This is a genomic window from Gryllotalpicola reticulitermitis, from assembly GCF_042651345.1.
Lineage (GTDB): Bacteria > Actinomycetota > Actinomycetes > Actinomycetales > Microbacteriaceae > Gryllotalpicola > Gryllotalpicola reticulitermitis.
Window position 1 is genome coordinate 301053 of sequence record NZ_JBHSCN010000006.1, and the last position, 20982, is coordinate 322034.

Annotated in this window: 16 protein-coding genes and 1 tRNA gene; 11 read left to right on the forward strand and 6 right to left on the reverse strand. The window is 67.9% G+C overall.

Annotation, left to right across the window (positions count from 1 at the left end; translation table 11 throughout):
• The first annotated feature begins 84 nt into the window (after positions 1 to 84).
• Complete coding sequence (locus ACFOYW_RS14780; protein ID WP_390230473.1) at positions 85 to 966, forward strand: helix-turn-helix domain-containing protein; 882 nt, start codon at positions 85 to 87, stop codon at positions 964 to 966.
• Here ACFOYW_RS14780 and ACFOYW_RS14785 read toward each other — a convergent pair.
• A complete protein-coding gene (locus ACFOYW_RS14785; RefSeq protein WP_390230476.1) occupies positions 921 to 1421 on the reverse strand; it encodes a TetR/AcrR family transcriptional regulator in 501 nt (166 codons plus the stop codon). The two genes, ACFOYW_RS14780 and ACFOYW_RS14785, sit on opposite strands and share 46 nt — an antisense overlap.
• 83 nt (positions 1422 to 1504) lie before the next feature.
• On the opposite strand from ACFOYW_RS14785, the gene ACFOYW_RS14790 reads away from it, so the two are divergent.
• The gene (locus ACFOYW_RS14790; RefSeq protein ID WP_390230479.1) at positions 1505 to 2581 is read left to right on the forward strand and encodes an amidohydrolase family protein; all 1077 of its coding nucleotides are present in this window, start codon (positions 1505 to 1507) and stop codon (positions 2579 to 2581) included.
• Positions 2582 to 2715: 134 nt separating this feature from the next.
• On the opposite strand, the gene ACFOYW_RS14795 is transcribed toward ACFOYW_RS14790, so the two are convergent.
• Positions 2716 to 3414 (reverse strand): SDR family oxidoreductase, encoded by a 699-nt coding sequence (locus ACFOYW_RS14795; protein ID WP_390230482.1) that lies wholly within the window; start codon positions 3412 to 3414, stop codon positions 2716 to 2718.
• 254 nt (positions 3415 to 3668) lie between these two features.
• Positions 3669 to 3751, reverse strand: a tRNA-Leu gene (locus ACFOYW_RS14800).
• Between the two features lie 135 nt (positions 3752 to 3886).
• On the opposite strand from ACFOYW_RS14800, the gene ACFOYW_RS14805 reads away from it, so the two are divergent.
• Positions 3887 to 4492, forward strand: coding sequence for an ANTAR domain-containing response regulator (locus tag ACFOYW_RS14805; protein ID WP_390230485.1), 606 nt, complete (start codon positions 3887 to 3889; stop codon positions 4490 to 4492).
• 9 nt (positions 4493 to 4501) lie between these two features.
• Here ACFOYW_RS14805 and ACFOYW_RS14810 read toward each other — a convergent pair whose 3' ends face one another.
• Positions 4502 to 4849, reverse strand: a complete 348-nt coding sequence (locus ACFOYW_RS14810; protein WP_390231412.1) for a PaaI family thioesterase — start codon at positions 4847 to 4849, stop codon at positions 4502 to 4504.
• A 143-nt stretch (positions 4850 to 4992) separates the two neighbouring features.
• Between ACFOYW_RS14810 and polA the strand changes: the two genes are divergently transcribed.
• The 4 genes from polA to coaE all read left to right on the forward strand — a co-directional run bounded on the left by polA (position 4993) and on the right by coaE (position 11722).
• A complete protein-coding gene (polA, locus tag ACFOYW_RS14815) occupies positions 4993 to 7659 on the forward strand; it encodes a DNA polymerase I (protein ID WP_390231415.1) in 2667 nt (888 codons plus the stop codon).
• Positions 7660 to 7682: 23 nt separating this feature from the next.
• Complete coding sequence (locus tag ACFOYW_RS14820) at positions 7683 to 9353, forward strand: DUF885 domain-containing protein (RefSeq protein WP_390230488.1); 1671 nt, start codon at positions 7683 to 7685, stop codon at positions 9351 to 9353.
• Between the two features lie 162 nt (positions 9354 to 9515).
• The gene (rpsA, locus tag ACFOYW_RS14825) at positions 9516 to 10964 is read left to right on the forward strand and encodes a 30S ribosomal protein S1 (protein ID WP_390230491.1); all 1449 of its coding nucleotides are present in this window, start codon (positions 9516 to 9518) and stop codon (positions 10962 to 10964) included.
• A 155-nt stretch (positions 10965 to 11119) separates the two neighbouring features.
• On the forward strand, positions 11120 to 11722 hold the full coding sequence (coaE, locus tag ACFOYW_RS14830; protein WP_390230494.1) for a dephospho-CoA kinase: 603 nt from the start codon (positions 11120 to 11122) through the stop codon (positions 11720 to 11722).
• A 6-nt stretch (positions 11723 to 11728) separates the two neighbouring features.
• Here coaE and ACFOYW_RS14835 read toward each other — a convergent pair whose 3' ends face one another.
• A complete protein-coding gene (locus ACFOYW_RS14835; protein WP_390230497.1) occupies positions 11729 to 12415 on the reverse strand; it encodes a M56 family metallopeptidase in 687 nt (228 codons plus the stop codon).
• 10 nt (positions 12416 to 12425) lie between these two features.
• The gene (locus ACFOYW_RS14840; protein ID WP_390230499.1) at positions 12426 to 12770 is read right to left on the reverse strand and encodes a BlaI/MecI/CopY family transcriptional regulator; all 345 of its coding nucleotides are present in this window, start codon (positions 12768 to 12770) and stop codon (positions 12426 to 12428) included.
• A gap of 119 nt (positions 12771 to 12889) precedes the next feature.
• Here ACFOYW_RS14840 and ACFOYW_RS14845 point away from each other — a divergent pair, with 119 nt between their 5' ends.
• The 4 genes from ACFOYW_RS14845 to uvrB are packed head-to-tail and all read left to right on the forward strand — an operon-like array spanning position 12890 to position 20977.
• Positions 12890 to 14452 carry a cytochrome ubiquinol oxidase subunit I gene (locus ACFOYW_RS14845; protein WP_390230502.1) on the forward strand — a complete coding sequence of 521 codons (1563 nt, stop codon included), beginning with the start codon at positions 12890 to 12892 and terminating at the stop codon, positions 14450 to 14452.
• Positions 14453 to 14471: 19 nt separating this feature from the next.
• Positions 14472 to 15539, forward strand: a complete 1068-nt coding sequence (gene cydB, locus ACFOYW_RS14850) for a cytochrome d ubiquinol oxidase subunit II (protein ID WP_390230505.1) — start codon at positions 14472 to 14474, stop codon at positions 15537 to 15539.
• Positions 15536 to 18886: a thiol reductant ABC exporter subunit CydC gene (gene cydC / locus ACFOYW_RS14855; RefSeq protein ID WP_390230508.1), complete on the forward strand. Its 3351-nt coding sequence runs from the start codon at positions 15536 to 15538 to the stop codon at positions 18884 to 18886. The genes cydB and cydC overlap by 4 nt, the downstream gene beginning before the upstream one ends.
• A 9-nt stretch (positions 18887 to 18895) precedes the next feature.
• Positions 18896 to 20977 carry an excinuclease ABC subunit UvrB gene (gene uvrB / locus ACFOYW_RS14860; protein ID WP_390230511.1) on the forward strand — a complete coding sequence of 694 codons (2082 nt, stop codon included), beginning with the start codon at positions 18896 to 18898 and terminating at the stop codon, positions 20975 to 20977.
• Positions 20978 to 20982: the final 5 nt, after the last annotated feature.

Consider the following 20982-nt stretch of genomic DNA (forward strand, 5'->3'; position numbering starts at 1 on the left):
GTTCGACGCCCGGGGGAGTGCGCGGTCTTCCGGGTACTGCCAGTGCCTCCCTCAGGCTTGCGGTGCTGACGTAGCGTCGAGTGCATGAGCGGCCGAGACGATGTGCGCGAGTTCCTCTCGTCGCGCCGCGCACGCATCGCGCCTGAAGCGGCCGGCCTGCCGGCCTACGGCGGCAACCGCAGGGTCAAGGGGCTGCGCCGCGAAGAAGTCGCGATGCTCGCCGGCATGAGCGTCGACTATTACGTGCGCCTTGAGCGCGGCAATCTGTCGGGCGCATCCGACACCGTGCTCGACTCGCTCGCCAACGCGCTGCAACTCGACGACGCCGAGCGCGAATACCTCTTCGACCTCGCCCGCGCAGCGGGGCCCGCATCGCGTCGCCCCAGGGCCGGCAGTGAAGGCATCCGTTCATCGGTCCGGCAAGTCCTCGATGCGATCACCGACGCGCCGGCGTCAGTCCGCAACGGGCGCCACGACATCATCGCCACGAACCTCCTGGGGCGGGCGCTCTATTCGCCGGTCTTCGATGGCCCTCACCGCCCCGTCAACACGACGCGCTTCACCTATCTGAACCCAGCCGCGCGGATCTTCTGGCGCGACTACGACCGAATCGCCCACGATGCCGCCGCCATGCTCAGGCTGGAGGCCGGCCGCCACCCGCACGATCCGGACCTGATCAACCTCATCGGCGAGCTGTCGACGCAGAGCGATCTCTTCCGCCAGCAGTGGGCATCGCGTGACGTGAAGTTCCACCGCAACGGCGTCAAGCGGCTGCATCACCCGGTCGTCGGCGACCTCGACCTGGACTACGAGTCCATGGACCTCTTCGGCCAGCCGAGCCTTGCGCTCAACGTCTACACGGCGCGCGACGGCTCACCGACATCCGACGGCCTCAGGCTTCTCGCCTCGTGGGCCGCGGATCAGGTGAGCGGCGCCAACCATGCATCTACCAGCGCCTCGATCTGATCGTCGTCGACACCCTTGAACGACTCGAGATTCAGGAAGTGTCGCGCGACCGTGACCCCGAGGATGCTCGAGACGATGATCGCAGCGCGGAGCTCGGAGTCCTCTCCAGTCATCCGACTCGCAAGACCGCGGGCTCGCTCTTCCAGGTATTCGCGCATGAAGCCGGCAGCGTCGGTCGACGTGAGCATCGAGCTCATGAGGGCGCGCGTCGGCGCCGGGAGCTCGCGGAGCCTCACCTTGAGCACCTCGCTCAGGTGGGCGGGGACATCGTCGGCCGTGAGCTCGACCGTCGGCTGAATCGCCGCAGAAAAGAGCGCCTCCTTCGAGCCGTAGTGCTGGAGCACGAGCGAGGGATCCACTCCAGCTCGGCGCGCGACCGCGCGAATGGTCGCTCCGTCCTTGCCCCGCAGGCCGAACTCGGTTTGCGCCGCTTCAAGAATCCGCTCGGCAGTCATGGCTCGACGTTCTGCCCTTGTCCGCTCCGCCGTCACGTATTCACTCTACACACGTTGAGCGAAGTGTTATATTTGCTCAACAAATGATGAGCGAGCTGCAGTCCCGTTACGAACAACCCCGTCACCAACGGGCGCGGATCACGGCTCAGCCGACACGGAAGGCAGGTGGCCTGGTGAACCTGATCGGAATCGAGGAGCACTGGACGCTCGCGAGCATTGACAGCGCGCTGCGGGCGTCCACTGGTCCAGTCGATGACAGCCTTGTTCTCAATGAGCACGGGGGCATGTCCAGACGGCTCGCGAACATCGGCGCCGACAGGATCGCCGAGATGGACGAACAGGGCGTCGATATGCATGTCCTCTCGCTTGCCCCACCCGGAACTCAAGGCGCCGGAATTCCCGATGCGATCGCACTGAGCAGGGACGCGAATGACACCGCGGCAGCTGCAGTGAGTGCGAACCCCAGCCGATTCCGAGCCATGGCAACCTTGCCCCTCGCCGCACCCGGCGCCGCGGCCGCAGAACTCGAACGGGCCACGAAGCTGGGGCTCACAGGAGTGATGGCCTATGGCCGTGTAGGAGAGGTCCTGCTCGATGACCCGCGATTCAACGACGTGTGGGCAGTCGCCGAGCGCCTCCAGCAGCCGATCTTCCTTCATCCGCAGATCCCGACCACTGCGGTCCGCGACGCGTCCTATGGCGGCCTTGGCGGCGCGGCCGACCTCGCAATCGCCACGTTCGCTTGGGGGTGGCATCTCGAAGCCGGCACCACCGCGCTCCGGCTCATGGCGGGAGGAGTCTTGGACCGCCACCCGGGCCTCCAGCTGGTGCTCGGTCACTGGGGTGAGCTCTTGTTGTTCTGGCACCAACGCGCCGACAGCCTGGCACGGATCGCCGGCGTCCAGCGCTCGATCACCGAATACCTGCGCGACAACGTCTGGATCACGGCGTCCGGCATGCTCGATCCGGCGCTGCTCCAGCACGCCCTCGCCATTACGTCAATTGATCGGCTCGTATTCTCCACCGACTACCCGTTCCAAGCGCCGACCCACCGAGAAATCGACGCGTTTCTCAGCGCGTTCCCCGACGACAGTGCTCGTCATGCGTTCACATCCGGCAACGCCCGCAAGCTGTTCCACATCGGAGGACCGCTGCCGTAGATGTCGCGCGAACTCGCCGCGTCAACGGAGCCGACGCCGTTCCGATCGCCGGGGTGGCCCTGAAATGGACCCGAGCCCACTGTCCAACGCGCGCGGTCCAGCGGGTGCGCGGCCGGGTGGCTCGGCCAACGCGCTCAGCTGCCGAAGCGGGGGACAGGGAGCGCCGCTGCCGCTTTCGCCTTCTGCGACATCTCGTCGACCAGCACCTCCTGCGATCCGGCCGCGATCTGCGTAAGCGCTTCGTCGGCGACCGCGCGCGGGTCGAGCTTCGGGCCCGGGAACGCGGCCATCATGTCCGTGTCGATGAAGCCCGCGTGGATCGCCGTCACCTGCACGCCCCGCGGCCCGAGCTCCGCGCGCAGATTGTTCGTCAGCGACAGCGCGGCGGCCTTCGACACGGCATACGCCAGATTGCCGGGTCCGGCCAGCCACGACCCGGCAGACAGCATGTTCGCAATCACGCCACCGCCGTTCGCGATGAGCAGCGGCGCGAAAGCGGCGCTCACCGCCAGGCTGCCGAGCAGGTTCGTGTTGAGTACGCCGTCGACGACGTCCACGCAGTCGTCGTCGAACACCGAGCTGCGCAGATGCACGCCCGCATTGTTGATCACCATCGTGACGTCGCTCGCCGAGTGCGCGACCTCGGCGACCTGAGCACGGTCGGTCACGTCGAGGCGCACGGACGTCACCCCGGGCAGACCGAACTCCTGCGGGTTTCGCGCGGCGGCGTAGATCTTCCCGGTGCCGCGCTCGACGAGCGCGTCGACGAAAGCGCGACCGAGGCCCCGATTGGCACCGGTGACCAGAACGACCATGTCGCGGTAGTCCTTCATGGACGAGCTCTCCTTGCAGTCACGGCCCCGGTCGCCATGCACGGTCGACTCATCACGGGCTCGCTTCAAGCATCCGTCGCCGGACTTACACTGCGCTGTCGCCCCGCTGTCGTCGCACGGTCAGCCCGTCGCCGATGACGCGCGCGGCGTTCCGCGAAGGGCACCGATTGCCGCGAACGGCACACCATTTGGGCGTAAACGCGTGCCGCTCGGCCAAACGTATGCCGCCCGCGAATCGGATGCCTCGACAACAGTGCCGGCGGTGGGACTCGAACCCACACGCCCTTTCGGACAAAGCATTTTGAGTGCTCCGCGTCTGCCATTCCGCCACGCCGGCCGACACTGCGCCATCACACTATCGCAGCGAGCCGAGCCGGAACTTTGGGACGAGCCGAGCCGGAACGGCGACCCGACCCGCCCGGGCGCCGCGCCGGGACAGGGAGCGCACCGCCCGCTCGTATACGCTTTAACCGTGACTGACCAGCAGGAGAACAGCGCGCCTCGCCGCGTCGTCGTCGCAGAAGACGAATCCCTCATCCGCCTCGACATCGTCGAGATTCTGCGTGACAACGGCTTCGAGGTCGTCGGCGAGGCGGGCGATGGCGAAACCGCGGTCGCGCTTGCCACCGAGCTGCGCCCCGACCTCGTGGTCATGGATGTACGTATGCCGAAGATGGACGGCATCGAAGCGGCCGACCGCCTCAACAAGAACCACATCGCTCCCGTTGTGCTCCTGACGGCGTTCAGCCAGAAAGAGCTGGTGGAGCGGGCATCCGACGCCGGCGCTCTCGCCTACGTCGTCAAGCCCTTCACGCCCAACGATCTGCTTCCCGCGATCGAGATCGCTCTGGCGCGCTACCAGCAGATCATCCAGCTCGAGGCCGAGGTCAGCGACCTCGCTGAGCGCTTCGAGACCCGCAAGCTCGTCGACCGCGCCAAGGGGCTGCTCAACGAGAAGATGGGCCTCACCGAGCCGGAAGCGTTCCGGTGGATTCAGAAGGCCTCGATGGACCGCCGCCTCACGATGCACGATGTCGCGAAGGCGATCATCGAGCAACTGGCGGCCGGCAAGAAGTAAGGCTCCCCGCTACTTCGCGTCGCGGATCAGGTTCGTGATCCGCAGCGTGGAGCAGCGGCGCCCGTTGTCGTCCGTCACGACGATCTCGTGGACCGTGAGCGTGCGACCCGCGTGGATGACGCGGCAGGTGCCCGTGACCCAGCCGGAGGTCGCTGAGCCGGTGTGAGTCGCGTTGATGTCGACGCCGACGGCCACCCGGCCCTCGCCTGCCAGATAGTTGGCGTGCATCGAGCCGAGCGACTCGCCGAGCACGCAGTAGGCACCGCCATGGAGCAGCCCGATGGGCTGCGTGTTGCCCTCGACGGGCATGCGGGCGACGGCGTGCTCCCGGTCGAATTCGATGATCTCGACGCCCATCTTGTCGGCGAGGGCTCCCTGCCCTCGGCTGCGGTACCAGGCGGCGTCGTCGAGGCTCACGTGCGTCCTTTCGCGAGGGTCCGGTGTCGGTGGCCGTCGCTAGGCTGACACCCGTGTCCGAGAATGCCAAGAAGCCTACCTTGATGATCATCGACGGCCATTCGCTGGCGTTCCGGGCCTTCTTCGCGCTGCTGCCGGCCGGCCGGTTCATCACCGATGACGGGCAGCACACCGAGGCGATCCACGGCTTCATCTCGATGCTGTTGAAGCTGCTCAAAGACCACGAACCGACCCACGTCGGTGTCGCATTCGATATCAGCAGATTCTCGTTCCGCACCCGCGACTACCCGGAGTACAAGGGCGGCCGCGGTGACACGCCGCCCGAGTTCATCGGGCAGGTGCCGCTTCTGCAAGAGGCGCTGTCGGCCATGAACGTGCCGTGGCTGACGAAGGAAGACTTCGAGGCAGACGACATTCTCGCCACCCTGGCGACCCAGGGGGCCGCGCAGGGCTTCAAGGTGCTCGTCGTCTCGGGCGACCGCGATAGCTTCCAGCTCGTCGACGACAACGTCACCGTGCTCTACCCGAGCGTGCTCGGCGTGAGCGAGTTGAAGCGCTATGACGCGCAGGCGGTGTTCGACAAGTACGCGGTGTGGCCCCACCAGTACCCGGAACTCGCGGCACTGACGGGCGAGAAGGCCGACAACCTGCCCGGTGTCGACAAGGTCGGCCCGAAGACCGCCGCGAAGTGGATCGCTCAGTGGGGCACCGTCGAAGAGATCGTCGCGCACGCCGGCGAGATCAAGGGCGTCGTGGGCGAGAAGCTGCGCGAGCAGCAGGAGAATGCGTTGCGGAACCGCCGTCTCAATGCACTTGTCCGCGACGTCGAGCTGCCGCTCGGTCCCGCCGATTTCGAGCGGCACGCGGTCAACGAGCAAGCGGTGCGCGAGGTTTTCGGGCGCCTGCAGTTCCGAACGCTGCTCGATCGAGTGCTGAAGGCAGGGCCGACGGATGCTTCGGCCGAGGCGCCCGTGGAAGGCGACGCGGCTCTCGAGCCCGGGGTCGAAAGCGCGCCGTCGGTGAAGACCCTCGTCGACGAGGAGCTCGCGCACTGGCTCTCGAAGCTCACCGCGAGCCGCACTCCCGTCGCCGTCCAGCTGGAGTACGGGCCCGCGGGTGTCGCCGGCTACGGGCTCGCTGTGCGCGACGACAGTGCGTTCGTGCCGTTCAAAGCCGGTACGGGCGACTACGAGGCTTTCGCCGCATGGCTCGCCGACCCCGAGCAGCCGAAGTGGTTCTTCAATGCGAAAGCGCAGGTCGAGGCATCCGCCGCAGCCGGCCTGCCCATTCGCGGCGTCGCGGCCGACACACGCGTCGCCGGCGCGATCCTCAACCCCGCCAAGGCCCCCGCCAGCCTGCCCGACCAGGTGTACGAGGTGCTCGGCGAGACGCTGCCTGTGCCCGACCCGAATCAGCTGGTGCCCGATTCCGATCCGGTGAACGCCGCGACGCAGGCGTGGTACGTGCTGCGCATCGCGCACGACCTCGACACGGCATTCGCGCCGGGCACGAAGCGCGTCTACGAGACCATCGAGGTGCCGCTCGTCGAGGTGCTCGCTGAGATGGAGATCAACGGCGTCGCCGTCGACGCGAGCGTCCTCAAGGACCAGCGCGAGGCGCTCACCGGCTGGGCCGACACCTACCGGCAGGCGGCATTCGCCGCCATCGGCCACGAGGTCAACCTCGGCAGCCCGAAGCAGCTTCAGACGGTGCTATTCGACGAGCTGCACCTCCCGTTCACCCGCAAGACCAAGACCGGCTATTCGACCGATGCCGATTCGCTCGCCGACCTGCGCGAGGGCATCCATGAAGAGAACGCGGGAACGGTCTTTCTCGATGCGCTCCTGCGCCACCGAGACGCGACGAAGCTGCGACAGATGATCGAGACTCTCGAGAAGTCGATCGACGCATCTGGCCGCATTCACACCACGTACGACCAGGTCGGCGCCGCGACAGGCCGCATCTCGTCGAACGACCCGAACCTGCAGAACATCCCGGTGAGAAGCGACACGGGCCGGCAGATCCGCTCGGCGTTCGTGGCGGGCGAGGGCTTCGAGTGCCTGCTCACTGCCGACTACTCGCAGATCGAGATGCGCATCATGGCGCATCTGTCGGGTGACGCGGGCCTCATCACGGCGTTCAAAGAGGGCGAAGACCTGCACCGCTTCGTCGGCTCCCACGTCTTCGGGGTCCCTCCGGAGGAAGTGACGTCGCTGATGCGGTCGAAGGTGAAGGCCATGTCGTACGGCCTTGCCTACGGCCTCGGCCCGTTCGGACTCGCAAAGCAGCTGCGCATCTCGCAGGGCGAGGCGAAGCAGCTCATGGCCGACTACTTCGAGCGCTTCGGCGGCGTGCGCGACTACCTCCGCAACGTCGTCGCACAGGCCAAGGTCGACGGCTACACCGAGACGATCTTCGGCCGCCGCCGCCCGTTCCCCGACCTCAACAGCCTGAACCGTGTGCTGCGTGACAACGCCGAGCGCGCGGCACTGAACTCGCCGATCCAGGGCTCGGCGGCCGACATCATGAAGATCGCGATGCTCGGCGTCGCAGCAGACATGAAGGCGGCATCGCTCGGATCCCGCCTGCTTCTGCAGGTGCACGACGAGTTGATCTTCGAGGTCTCGCCCGGCGAGTGGGACACGCTGGCCGAGATCGTCGAGCGGCGGATGTCTGGCGCTGCCGAGCTGAGCGTCCCGCTCACGGTTCAGGTCGGCCGGGGCAGCAACTGGGAGTCCGCGGCCCACTGACGGGGGCCGGTAGGGTGAAATTCATGACCGACGAACGCACCCCCACGCAGATCGATCGCCTCGCCGAGGGTTGGCTCGACACCCAGCTCGACCTGTACCCCGAGATGCGCGTGTATCTGGGCCGGCCGGGGCGCGTGGGGGAGTACGGCGACTATTCGCCGTCCGGTCAGCAGGCAGCCGTCGACGCGGCGCGCGCGGCCCTCGCCGACATCGAGGCCGCAGAGCCCGCCGACGAGGTCGACACGATCACGAAGCTCGATCTGACCCGCGAACTCCAGCTCGAAATCGAGAAGCACGATGCGGCGTTCTGGCAGCGCGACCTGAACAACATCGCGTCGCCGCTGCAGAACTTCCGCGACATCTTCGACCTCGCGCCGACGGCGACGGCCGACGACTGGGCCGCGATCGCGACGCGCATGTCAAACGTGCCGGCCGCGATCCGCGGGTACGTCGAGTCGTTGCGCGTCGGCATGTCGAGCGGCAACGCACCCGCGGTGCGGCAGGTGCGGATCGGCATCCAGCAGGCCGACGAGCTCGCGGCGCGCGACGGATTCTTCACCAAACTGATCGAGGGCGCCCGCACGTCCGACGGCGCAGAGGTGCCCGACTCTGTCAAGGCCGACCTGTTCAAGGGCGCGCAGGCCGCCGCTGCCGCGTACGGCGAGCTCAGCTACTTCCTCGACGATGAGCTGCAGCACGAAGCACCGGAACGCGACGCTGTCGGCCGCGACATCTACGCCCTCGCGAGCCGCGGGTTCCTCGGTGCGACGGTCGACCTCGACGAGACCTACGAGTGGGGGATCGACGAGCTCGCACGCATGACCGCCGAGCAGGAGGCGATCGCGAGGCAGATCGTTCCCGACGCATCCGTTCGCGAGGCCATCGAGTTCCTCGACCGCGACCCTGCTCGCAAGCTTCACGGCACCGACGCGCTCAAGCAGTGGATGCAAGAGACGGCCGACCGCGCCGTTGCTGAGCTGTCGGGCTCGCACTTCGACATTCCCGAGCCGCTGCGCGCCCTTGAGTGCATGATCGCGCCCACGCAGAACGGCGGCATCTACTACACCTCACCCTCGGAGGACTTCTCGCGACCGGGGCAGATGTGGTGGAGCGTTCCGCCGGGCGTCACCGAGTTCGACACCTGGCGCGAGCTCACGACCGTCTATCACGAGGGCGTCCCGGGGCACCACCTGCAGCTCGGCACCGCCGTCTACAACACGCGGCAGCTGAATGCGTGGCGCAGAAACCAGTTCGTGTCCGGGCACGGCGAGGGCTGGGCCCTCTACGCCGAGCGTCTGATGGAGCAGCTCGGGTACCTCGACGACCCGGCCGACCGCCTCGGCATGCTCGACGGCCAGCGCATGCGCGCGGCCCGCGTGGTGCTCGACCTCGGCGTGCACCTCGAGAAGCCGCTGCCTGACGGCTCGGGCATCTGGACCGGTGACTACGCCTTCGGCTTCATGGGCCGCAACGTCAACATGGACCAGGGCTTCGTCGACTTCGAGGTGAACCGCTATCTCGGCTGGCCCGGGCAGGCGCCGGCATACAAGATCGGCCAGCGCGAGTGGGAGCGGATCCGTGACGAGCTCGCTGCGCGCGACGGAGACGCCTTCGACATCAAGGCGTTCCACAAGCGCGCGCTCGACCTCGGCGGCGTCGGCCTCGAGACGCTGCGCACTGCGCTGCTCGCCTAGTCATCGCGGGAATAGTCGCGTTGAGGCATCCGTTTCAAATCAGGTAAGCTGGGACGTCACATCTGTGGCTTCTTTATCCGCTCGCTTGAAGCGGCGCGCTGACAACACACTCAGTTCATCGTTTCAGGCCTGATTCATGTCCATCCCCGGAGCAACCACTCAATGACTACAACTACGACCGAAAAGGCAGCCAAGCAGGTCGCCATCAACGACATCGGCTCTGCTGAGGAATTTCTTGCCGCGGTCGAGAAGACTCTGAAGTTCTTCAATGACGGTGACCTCATCGAAGGCACTGTCGTCAAGGTCGACCGCGACGAGGTTCTCCTCGACGTCGGTTACAAGACCGAGGGTGTCATCCCCTCTCGTGAGCTTTCCATCAAGCACGACGTCGACCCGAGCGAGGTCGTCGGCGTCGGCGACACCGTCGAGGCCCTCGTTCTCCAGAAGGAGGACAAGGAAGGCCGTCTGATCCTGTCGAAGAAGCGGGCTCAGTACGAGCGCGCCTGGGGTGATGTCGAGAAGATCAAGGAGGCCGACGGCGTCGTGACCGGTTCGGTCATCGAGGTCGTCAAGGGCGGCCTGATCGTCGACATCGGCCTGCGCGGCTTCCTGCCCGCATCGCTGATCGAGCTGCGCCGCGTGCGCGACCTGACCCCCTACCTGGGTCAGGAGATCGAGGCGAAGATCCTCGAGCTCGACAAGAACCGCAACAACGTGGTCCTCTCGCGCCGCGCTCTGCTTGAGCAGACGCAGTCCGAGTCGCGCACCACGTTCCTCAACAACCTGCACAAGGGCCAGGTCCGCAAGGGCGTCGTCTCGTCGATCGTCAACTTCGGTGCGTTCGTCGACCTCGGCGGCGTCGACGGCCTCGTCCACGTCTCCGAGCTCAGCTGGAAGCACATCGAGCACGCCAGCGAGGTCGTCGAGGTCGGTCAGGAAGTCACCGTCGAGATCCTCGAGGTCGACCTCGACCGCGAGCGCGTCTCGCTGTCGCTCAAGGCGACGCAGGAGGACCCGTGGCAGGTCTTCGCCCGCACCCACGCGATCGGCCAGGTCGCTCCGGGTAAGGTCACGAAGCTCGTGCCGTTCGGTGCGTTCGTTCGGGTCGCCGACGGCATCGAGGGCCTCGTCCACATCTCCGAGCTGTCGGGCAAGCACGTCGAGCTCGCCGAGCAGGTCGTCTCGGTCGGCGAAGAGGTGTTCGTCAAGGTCATCGACATCGACCTCGAGCGTCGCCGCATCAGCCTGTCGCTCAAGCAGGCCAACGACGGCGTCGACCCCGAGGGCACCGAGTTCGACCCGGCCCTCTACGGCATGGTCACGGAGTACGACGAGCAGGGGAACTACAAGTACCCCGAGGGCTTCGACCCCGAGACCAACGAGTGGAAGGAAGGCTTCGAGGCCCAGCGCGAGAAGTGGGAGCAGGAGTACGCCGCTGCCCAGGCTCGCTGGGAGGCCCACAAGAAGCAGGTCGCTCGCCAGCTCGAGGAAGAGGCGAACCTTGGCGGCCAGTCCGGCTCCACGTCGTTCTCGACCGAGACGGCAGGCGTCGGCACCCTCGCCGACGACGAGTCGCTCGCTGCACTCCGCGAGAAGCTGTCCAGCAACTGAGTTCATTGTCACGGCGGTTTTCGGCCGCTGTGAGTCGCTTCGCGACGCGCCGCACGCGAAAGCCGCGGTGCTGATGGCCGAGTGAGCACGCACAAGGGCCGGGTCCGCAAGGACCCGGCCCTTGTGCGTTAACGGATGCTTGTAGCCTGGCATCCATGCGCCTGATTGCTCTCACCGGGGGCATCGCCTCTGGCAAGTCCACCGTCTCGGCCCGGCTCGCCGAGCACGGCGCCAAGATCCTGGATGCCGACAAGCTCGCTCGCGAGGTCGTCGAACCCGGGCAGCCGGCGCTCGCACAGTTGGTGGAGACGTTCGGTGACGAGCTGCTACTTCCCGACGGCTCGCTCAACCGCCCGGCGCTGGGCGCGATCGTGTTCAGCGACTCGGCGGCGCTCAAGAAGCTCAACGACATCACTCACCCCGCCGTGTGGGAGCTCGGGCAGGCGAAGCTTGCGGCGATCCAGGAATCCGACCCCGATGCGATCGTGATCTACGACGTGCCGCTCCTCGTCGAGGCATCCGCTGACCGCCCGATGCGATTCGAGCGAGTGGTCGTCGTCGACGCACGTCGCGAGGAGCGCCTGCGTCGACTTGTCGAGGGCCGGGGCATGAGCGAGGCGGATGCTGTGGCGCGCATGGGCGCGCAGGCGAGCGACGAGGCCCGCCTGGCCCTTGCCGACATCGTGATCGACAACGACGGTTCGCGCGACGAGTTGCTGGCCGCGGTCGATGAGCTCTGGTCCACGCTCGCTGGTTGAGTCGGCTCAGGGCGCGCGCAGCCGCGCCACCCGTGGGGCGATGGCGGCGGCATCAGCACCCGCGACCGCGGTGACGGCCGCGGCGAGCACGCTGTCGGGAACGGCGCGGCGTGCATCGTCATCGGCGAGCAACTCCACGAGCAGCGCGACGGCCTCTTCCGCGCGGCTCGCGATCGGAAACCACGGGAGCGCGGTGCGCCACGCCTTGAACGCGATCAGCACGATGTGGTGATGCTGCGTCACATGCGCGCGCTCGTGCGCGACGACCGCGGCCAGCTCCTCGTCGGACAGCAGTCGCAGCAGGCCGTCTGACAGCACGGTGACCGAGCGGGGCGCCGCGGGGAGGCAGTAGGCCACGGGCGCTTCGTTCTCGATGAGGCGCGTGCCGGGCCTGTCGGGCATCGGCGTCGACAGCAGCTCGACGAGCTGGAGGTGCCTGCGGCGCTGGCGCAACGCCCCGACGACCGTCAGCCCGAGGTTGAGCAGGAGATGCAGCGCGAGGAGCGCCGCTGCGCCGATCGACACGAACCACAGCGCGCCGATCATCGACAGGCCCCCTGCGACGGCGATGGCCTGCCAGCAGAGCATGCCGAGCGCAGGCATCCGCAGCGTCCACCGCGCTTTCGCGAGCACGAGCGGAACGGGCCACGCGAGTGTAACCGCGAGCAGCGCCAGGATTAGGACTTTTGTCACGGTTCACGACTCACTGACGACCGAGAAGCTTACGGAGATGATCCGTTTCGCTCTCGCTCGCCCGGCCCACGAACCGCGCCAGCACGGCCTCGCGGTCGGGCGCCGAGCCGAGCACCTCGTACATCAGCTCGGCCATGTAGTCGTCGCGGCTGAGCGACGCGCTGAACAGGTGCGGGCGACGCACGCGGTCGCGCGTCACGAAGCCCTTCGTCTCGAGCCGGCTGAGCACCGTCAGCACGGTCGTGATGGCCGGCGCCCCGGCCAGGCCGTCGCGCACCTCGGTCGCCGCAATCGGTTCGGTGGACTGCCACAGCAGATCCATCACCGCACGTTCCAGTTCCCCTAACGATGCCACGGCGATATTCTACGCGTGGTAGAAAGAAGCATCTTCTACGTAGTGTAGAAGTCAGCGAGAGCTGAGACCCTTTCCACACCAGACTCGCCCATGGGCGAATCGTCCGAGAGGACAACGCAGTGCACCACGAAGCACTCGACCCCGTGCTCATCGCACGTTGGCAGTTCGGAATCACGACCGTCTACCACTTCTGGATAGTGCCGCTCACGATCGGACTCGGCCCGATCCTCGCGTACTTCCAGATCCGCTGGCATCGCACGGGCGATGCGCGCTTCTACCGGGCGGTGAAGTTCTGGGGGAAGCTCTACCTGATCAACTTCATCATGGGTGTGGCGACCGGCATCGTGCAGGAGTTCCAGTTCGGACTCTCCTGGTCGCAGTACTCGCGCTTCGTGGGCAACATCTTCGGTGCGCCGCTCGCGATGGAGGCGCTGCTCGCCTTCTTCCTCGAGTCGACCTTCCTCGGGCTGTGGATCTTCGGCTGGGGCCGGCTGCCCAAGGCGCTGCACACAGCGACCCTGTGCATCGCGGTCGCCGGCTCGATCATCTCGGCGTACTTCATCATCGTCGCGAACTCGTGGATGCAGCATCCGGTCGGCGTCGTGCTCGAACACGGCCAGCCCGTGATGACGGACATCTGGGCTGTCCTCGGGAACAACACCGCGATCTGGTCCTTCCTGCACACCCTCCTCGGGTCGATGATGGTCGGCGGCATGTTCCTGCTCGGCATCAGCTGGTACCAGCTGTGGCAGCGCCGGAAGGACGGCATCGACACGGTCGGCCCCGACAAGCGCGTCGTGGTGGGCGAGGATCCCGCGATCCCGGGTCGTGACGCCGCCGACCACCGCGTCTGGCTCGGCTCGTTGCGAGTGGGCGCCTGGGTGGCGCTCGTCGCCTTCGTGTTCGTGTTCCTGACCGGCGACCAGCAGGGCAAGCTGATGTTCGTCCAGCAGCCGATGAAGATGGCCGCGGCCGAGGCGGCGTGCGATACGACGACAGATTTCTCGGTGCTGTCGTTCGGCGCGTGGGACGCCGAGAGCTGCCACACCGTGCACGACGTGATCACCGTTCCCGGCGTGCTGTCCTTCCTCGCCAACGGCAACTTCGACACGCCGGTCAAAGGCGTGAACCAGCTGATCCCGATCTATGAGCAGAAGTACGGCACGACCGCGCCCGACGGCAGCGCCATCAACTACGTGCCGCTGATGCCCGTCACCTACTGGGGTTTCCGCGTGATGATCACTCTCGGCGGCATCTCGGCGTTCGCCGCGCTCGTCGCCCTCTGGATCACCCGAAAGGGGACCGTGCCGCAATCGAAGGGGCTCATGCGGCTCGCGCTCGTCGGCATCCTCGCGCCGTTGGCGGCGAACTCTGCCGGCTGGGTCTTCACCGAGATGGGGCGCCAGCCCTTCGTGGTCGCGCCGAATCCGACGGGCAACGACAAGATCTTCCTTCTGACACAGGTGGCGAACTCGCCGAACGTGACCGCGGGGGAGCTGATCTTCTCGATCAGCTCGCTCGGCGGCCTCTATCTGGTGCTGATGATCATCGAGGTCTGGCTGCTCACGAAGTACACGCGGGGCGGCGTCGCCAGCGCGATCCCGGAACTCGGCAAGGAACCCGACGATACGGATTCCTCGGGCACTCCCTCCCCGGACGACGTCCTCGCCTTCGCGTACTGAGCCGAACGGAACAGAGATCATGACCGAATTCCTGCCCACCCTGTGGTTCATCCTCATCGCGATCCTCTGGACCGGCTACCTCTTCCTCGAGGGCTTCGACCTCGGCGTCGCGATGCACATGCTCGTCTCGGCGCGCAGCGAGAGCGACCGCCGCGTGATGCTCAACACCATCGGCCCCGTCTGGGACGGCAACGAGGTGTGGTTGCTCACCGCGGGCGGCGCGACGTTCGCCGCGTTCCCGTTCTGGTACGCGTCGCTGTTCTCGGCGTTGTACATCCCGCTGATCATCGTTCTGCTCGGCCTCATCCTGCGCGCCGTCGCGATCGAGTACCGCGGCAAGGGCAACACCGACCGCTGGGTGAGCGTGTGGACCTGGGCGCTCGGCCTCGGCTCCTTCGTCTCGGCGTTCGGAATCGGCGCAGCGCTCGCGCTCACATCGACGGGCCTGCCCCTCGACAAGAACGGCGACATGACCGGCGGCCCGTGGGCGTGGTTCAACGGCTACGCGGTACTCGGCGGCCTCGCCGTCGTCGGCTTCGCGCTGGTCCACGCGGCTGACTTCCTCGCACTCAAGACCGATGGACCGGTGCGCCGCCGGGCTGCCGCGTTCGCGTGGCCGTGGGGCATCGTGTGCCTGCTGCCGATCGCGCTCTGGGCGATCATCGTGACCGTGCGCAGCGGGCATCCGATCGCCTGGGTCACGCTCGCCGTCGGGGTCGCCGCCGCCGTGTGGTGGGCGATCGAGGCTCGCGCGCAGAAGGAGGGCCTCGCGTTCCTCGGCCTGGGCATCTTCCTCGTCGCCGGCGTCGCGGCGATCTTCGAGGCGATGTACCCGGTCGTCCTGCCGTCGACCACGAACCACGCCTGGGACCTCACCGTCTCGAACGCGGCGAGTGCTCCGTACACGCTCGGAGTGATGTCGGTCGTCGCGCTGATCGGCGTGCCGCTCGTGCTCGCATATCAGGCGTGGACGTACTGGGTGTTCCGCCGCCGCCTGAGCAGTGAGGCGATTCCGCCCGTGCTGCCGTTCCGACCGGCGGTCGGCGACGGGCGTGCGGCGAATCAGCCGAAGTCCTTCGCGAAGTGAAGCCCATTCTCGACGACCTCGGCCGGCCCGCGCTCTATCTGCTCGGGCTGCTCGGGGCCGCCAAGGCCGCGGGCCTCGTGCTGGTCGCGCAAGGGGTGGCGAGCGGCCTGTCGGCGTTGCTCGCACATGATGACGGCTGGCGCGGCGCCGTGTGGATCGGCCTGCTCGGTGCGCTGCTGCGGGGCGCGGCGGCCTGGGTGCTGCAGGTCGCGTCGGCTCGCGTCGCGCTCGGTGCGAAGGAACGCCTGCGCGCGCGAGTGCTCGATCGAGCGGTAGCGGATGCCCGCGGCACGGTCGGTGCCACGACCACGCTCGCGACCGCCGGCCTCGACGAGCTCGACCGCTATTACACGGTGTTCCTGCCGACGCTCGTCAGCGCTGCGACGGTGCCGCTGCTCGTCGGCCTGCGCATCCTCGCGGCCGACTGGGTGTCTGCTCTCATCGTGGTCCTGACGATTCCGCTGATCCCGGTCTTCATGGCGCTGATCGGGGTGCACACCCGCGATTCGGTGTCGGCCGCGACCACGGCCCTCGGACGTCTCTCGGACCACATGGTCGAGCTCGCGCGCGGGCTGCCGGTGCTGATCGGGCTCGGGCGCGTGCGCGAGCAGAGCCGCGCATTGCGCGAACTGTCGGAGAAGTGGCGCGAGACGTCGATAGCGACGCTGCGTACCGCGTTCCTCTCGGCACTCGCGCTGGAACTGATCGCGACGCTGTCCGTCGCCATCGTCGCGGTGTTCGTGGGCGTGCGCCTCGTGGGCGGCACCATGACGCTCGAGGCGGGACTGCTCGCGCTCATCCTCACGCCCGAGTGTTACGCGCCGTTCCGCGACATCGGGGCGGCGTTCCACGCGTCGCAGACCGGACTCGACGCGCGCAAGCGAGTACAGGACGCGCTCGAGGCGCCCGTTCCCGAGTCAGCGCCTGCGTTCGACCGCGCCGACGCCGCGTCATCCGTGCTCGTGCACGACCTCTCGGTCACCCACGCCGGCCGCACGGTGCCGGCAGTGAGCGGCTTGTCACTCGCGGTCGCGCCCGGCGAGCTGCTCAGCCTCGACGGCGCCAGCGGCGCGGGCAAGTCGACCGTTCTGCAGGTCCTCGCGGGCCGCGGGGCGGCGCTTGCTGATGGTGCGCGGCTCTCGGGCCGCGTCGCGCTGCCGGCACCCCTCGCGTACCTGCCGCAGCACCCGCAGTTCGCGCGCGCACTCGCGTCCGACGAGTTGCGCGCATACGGGGCGACGGATGTCTCGGCCGCGGCACTCCTCGCCGAGCTGCGGCTGCCCGACGCCGACCCTGCGCGCCTGTCGCCGGGGGAGCAGCGTCGGCTCGCGTTCGCCAGAGTCATGGCCCGCGTCGCCGCGGGGGCACGGGTCGCTCTGCTGGACGAGCCGACGGCACACCTCGACGAGGCATCCGCCCGCGTGGTTCGTGCCAAAATTGCTCACCTGTGTGCAGATGGCGTTGCGGTCGTCGTCGCCTCGCACGACGCCGAGTTGCGGGCGCTGGCGACACGGCACGCGTCCGTGGACGGCGCGCCGGCCCTTCGGCGGCCGGACCGCCCGGCGATGACCACCGGATACGGAGAAGATGTGCTCGCTGGGCGCGAGACGCCGTCGCTTCTCCGTACTGGCCCGGAAGTGCACGAGCCCCGTGACCCTCACGAATGGCGCCACGCGGGGCGTGAGTTGCGGCGGGTGCTCGCGCCCGCGGCCGGGAAGGTGGCGCTGGCCGTCCTGCTCGGCACACTGGCGGCGCTGTTCGCCGCGGCTCTGACCGCACTCTCGGGCTGGCTGATCGTGCGGGCGGCGGAGCATCCGCCCATCCTGTTCCTCGAGGTCGCGATCGTCGGCGTGCGGTTCTTCGGCATCGGCCGCGCGGCCCTGCGCTACTCCGAGCGGCTGCTGACGCACGACGCCGTCTTCTCCGCGCTCACCGAACTGCGCATGCGGCTGTGGCGCGGGCTCGCGGCTCAAGGACCGGCCGGGCGCGTGCAGCTCACGGCGGCGAACACCCTCGATCGCCTCATCGGCGACGGCGACCGCGTACGCGACCTCGTGCCGCGCGTCGTGATCCCGCTCATTTCGGGCGTCGTCGCGAGCGCAGCAGCGGTGGTGGCGCTCTGGATCCTCTGGCCGGCGGCCGGCCTGGTTCTCCTCGTGGCGTGCATGATCGCGCTGGTCGGCGGCGCGACGATCGCGGTCGCAGCGGATGCCAGGGCCACCCGCTCCCGTGATCGGGATCGCTCGCTGGTCGTCCGCCGTACCGCCGCACTGCTCTCGGCGCGCGACGACCTCGCCGCGAACGGCGCGGCCGCGGGGGAGCTGCAGGCGATGGCCGCACTCGATGCCCAGGCCGCGGCATCCGTCAAGCGCACCGCCGGCGCGCTCGGTGCCGGCGGTGCCATCGCCATCGCCATCTGCTCGGCCGCTGCGATGGCGATGATCGCGCTTGGCGCTGCACCGACCCAGGCGCACGCGCTCGCGCCCGCCGTCGTCGCGGTCCTCGCGCTCACGCCCCTCGCGCTCATCGACCCGATCCTCGAGGCGATCTCGGCGGCGCAGCGCTGGCCCGAACTCGCACAGGTGCTCGCGCGGGTGAGCCCCGTCACCGGCGCCGCGGACGCGGCTGACGCCGCGGAACCTGGCCGCGCCGTGACCGCCGTGCAGAGCATCCGCTTCGACGACGTCGGCTTCCGCTACCCGCGGGCCCCCCGTGACGTATTCGCGGGCATCAACGCGCGGCTCCTCCCCGGGGACACGCTGGTGGTCCGCGGACCGTCGGGGAGCGGGAAGACGACGCTGCTCGGCGTGCTCCTGCGCTACCTTTCGCCGACCGCGGGGGACTACCTCGTCAATGACACGGACGCGGGCAGTCTCGACGCCGACGAGCTGCGCCGCCGCATCGCGTGGTGCCCGCAGGAAGGCCACCTCTTCGACTCGACGCTGCGCGGGAATCTCGCGATCGCACGCGGTCGTGACGAGCGGCCGACGGATGCCGAGCTCACGGGCGTTCTGAACTCGGTCGGACTCGGGCCCCTGCTCGCCGCGCTGCCGCTCGGTCTTGACACCCCGATCGGCGCGGGCGGCTCGTTCCTCTCCGGAGGCCAGCGGCAGCGCGTCGCGGTGGCTCGCACGCTGCTCGCGGGGTCCGACGTGGTGCTGCTGGACGAGCCCACCGCGCACCTCGACGACGAAGCGGCCGACCTGCTGCTCGCCGATGTCGGATTCGCTCTGCGCGAGAAGACGCAGGTGCTCGTCACTCACGACGCGCGACGCCGACCGGACGCGATCACCATCGACCTCGGAAGGGAGGCGCCGGCCCCGGCCAATGTCGCACGTGCTTCGTAAGCTTGGGGCATGGTTCAACCGACGCGCGCAGTGCGCCCCTTCGAGGTGATCAGCGAATACACTCCGAGCGGTGACCAGCCCGAGGCGATCGCGCAGCTCGCCGGCCGCATCAACGCCGGCGAGACCGACGTCGTGCTGCTCGGCGCCACGGGTACCGGCAAGTCGGCGACGACCGCCTGGCTCATCGAACAGGTGCAGCGGCCGACGCTGGTGCTCGCGCACAACAAGACCCTCGCGGCCCAGCTCGCCAACGAGTTCCGCGAGCTCATGCCGAACAACGCCGTCGAGTACTTCGTCTCGTACTACGACTACTACCAGCCCGAGGCCTACGTTCCGCAGACTGACACCTTCATCGAGAAGGACTCGTCGGTGAACGCCGAGGTCGAGCGGCTCAGGCACTCGACGACCAACGCGCTGTTGTCGCGGCGCGACGTCATCGTCGTGTCGACCGTGTCCTGCATCTACGGCCTCGGCGCCGTCGACGAGTACATCGGGGCGATGACGGTGCTGCAGGTCGGCGACGTGGTCGGGCGCGACCGGCTCATCCGCACCTTCGTCGACGCGCAGTACGAGCGCAACGACATCGACTTCTCCCGCGGGAAGTTTCGCGTGCGCGGCGACACGATCGAGATCATTCCGGTCTACGACGAGAACGCGGTGCGCATCGAGCTGTTCGGCGACGAGGTCGAGGCGATCTCGCTGCTGCATCCGCTCACGGGTCAGGTGCTGCAGCGCATGGAATCCGTGTCCATCGCACCGGCCACGCAGTACGCGGCCAGCCAGGCCTCCGTGCACCGCGCGATCGGCACGATCCGCGAAGAGCTCGCCGAGCGGCTCGAAGAACTCGAGCGCCAGGGAAAGCTGCTCGAGGCGCAACGGCTGCGCATGCGCACGACGTTCGACCTCGAGATGCTCGAGCAGATCGGGTTCTGCTCCGGCATCGAGAACTATTCGCGGCACCTCGACGGGCGTCAGCCCGGTGAGGCGCCAACCTGCCTGCTCGACTACTTCCCCGACGACTTCCTCGTCGTCATCGACGAATCGCACCAGACGGTCCCGCAGATCGGGGCGATGTACGAAGGCGACGCGAGCCGAAAGCGCACGCTCGTCGAGCACGGTTTCCGCCTGCCGAGCGCACTCGACAACCGGCCGCTCCGGTGGGAAGAGTTCAAGCAGCGCGTCGGGCAGACCGTGTACCTGTCAGCGACGCCCGGCCAGTACGAGCTCGGGGTGGCCGACGGCATCGTTCAGCAGATCATCCGCCCGACGGGCCTCGTCGACCCGAAAATCGTCGTGAAGCCGACCAAGGGCCAGATCGATGATCTGCTCGAAGAGATCCACCTGCGCACCGAGCGTGACGAGCGCGTGCTCGTCACCACGCTCACGAAGAAGATGGCGGAAGAGCTCACCGACTTCCTCACCGAGGCGGGCGTGCGCGTGCGCTACCTCCATTCCGACGTCGACACGCTGCGTCGCGTCGAACTGCTCACCGAGTTGCGCCAGGGTGTGTTCGACGTGCTCGTCGGCATCAACCTGCTGCGCGAGGGCCTCGACTTGCCGGAAGTGTCCCTCGTCGCGATCCTCGACGCCGATAAAGAGGGGTTCCTGCGCTCCGGCACCTCACTGATCCAGACGATCGGGCGTGCGGCGCGCAACGTGTCCGGCGAGGTGCACATGTACGCCGACAAGATAACCGATTCGATGAAGGCCGCGATCGACGAGACGGATCGCCGTCGCGAGATCCAGGTCGCGTACAACACCGAGCACGGCATCGACCCGCAGCCGCTGCGCAAGCGCATCGCCGACATCACCGACGTGCTCGCCCGGGAAGAGGCAGACACCGCGAAGATGCTCGCCGAGCGCGGTCGCGCGGGTGACGGCAAGCCGGGCAAGCCCGGCAAGACGAGCCGTCAGCGCGTCGGCATCGCAGCTGAGGGCGCGACCGAGCTCGAGAGCCTGATCGCCGATCTCAACGGGCAGATGCTCGAAGCGGCTGCCGAGCTCAAGTTCGAGCTCGCGGCACGATTGCGCGACGAGCTGTCCGACCTCAAGAAAGAGCTGCGCCAGATGGAGAAGGCGGGTCACGCCTGAACCGC